Consider the following 347-nt stretch of genomic DNA (forward strand, 5'->3'; position numbering starts at 1 on the left):
TAATTATCTTGACAACAACCTTATTAGATATATTTGGTGCACAATATAGTTTTTGGGATTACCCCATTGCATTCCTACCTTTTATTCCTCGGGCCTTTCCTTTTGATTTTTCAATGATACCTGTAGCTTACATGTTGTTATATCAATATTTTAGAACATGGAAATCTTTTATTTTAGCCCAGCTCATTATGGCACTAACATATGCCTATATAGGTGAACCCTTTTGCGAGTGGATCAAACTTGTTAATTATTTAGAGTGGAGATACAGATATTCATTCATATATTACATCATTGTTGGAATTGTAACTCGAGCTTTAATACTAAAACTAGCCTCTTTATCTAAACCA

1 protein-coding gene is annotated in these 347 nt (G+C 32.3%); it reads left to right on the forward strand.

From position 1 onward, the window contains the following. A partial coding sequence (locus WD019_RS21795) for a CBO0543 family protein (RefSeq protein WP_425712824.1) occupies positions 1–347 on the forward strand: 347 nt, incomplete at both ends.

Source organism: Fictibacillus sp. Mic-4, from assembly GCF_049843615.1.
GTDB classification, from domain to species: Bacteria; Bacillota; Bacilli; order Bacillales; family Fictibacillaceae; genus Fictibacillus_A; species Fictibacillus_A gelatini.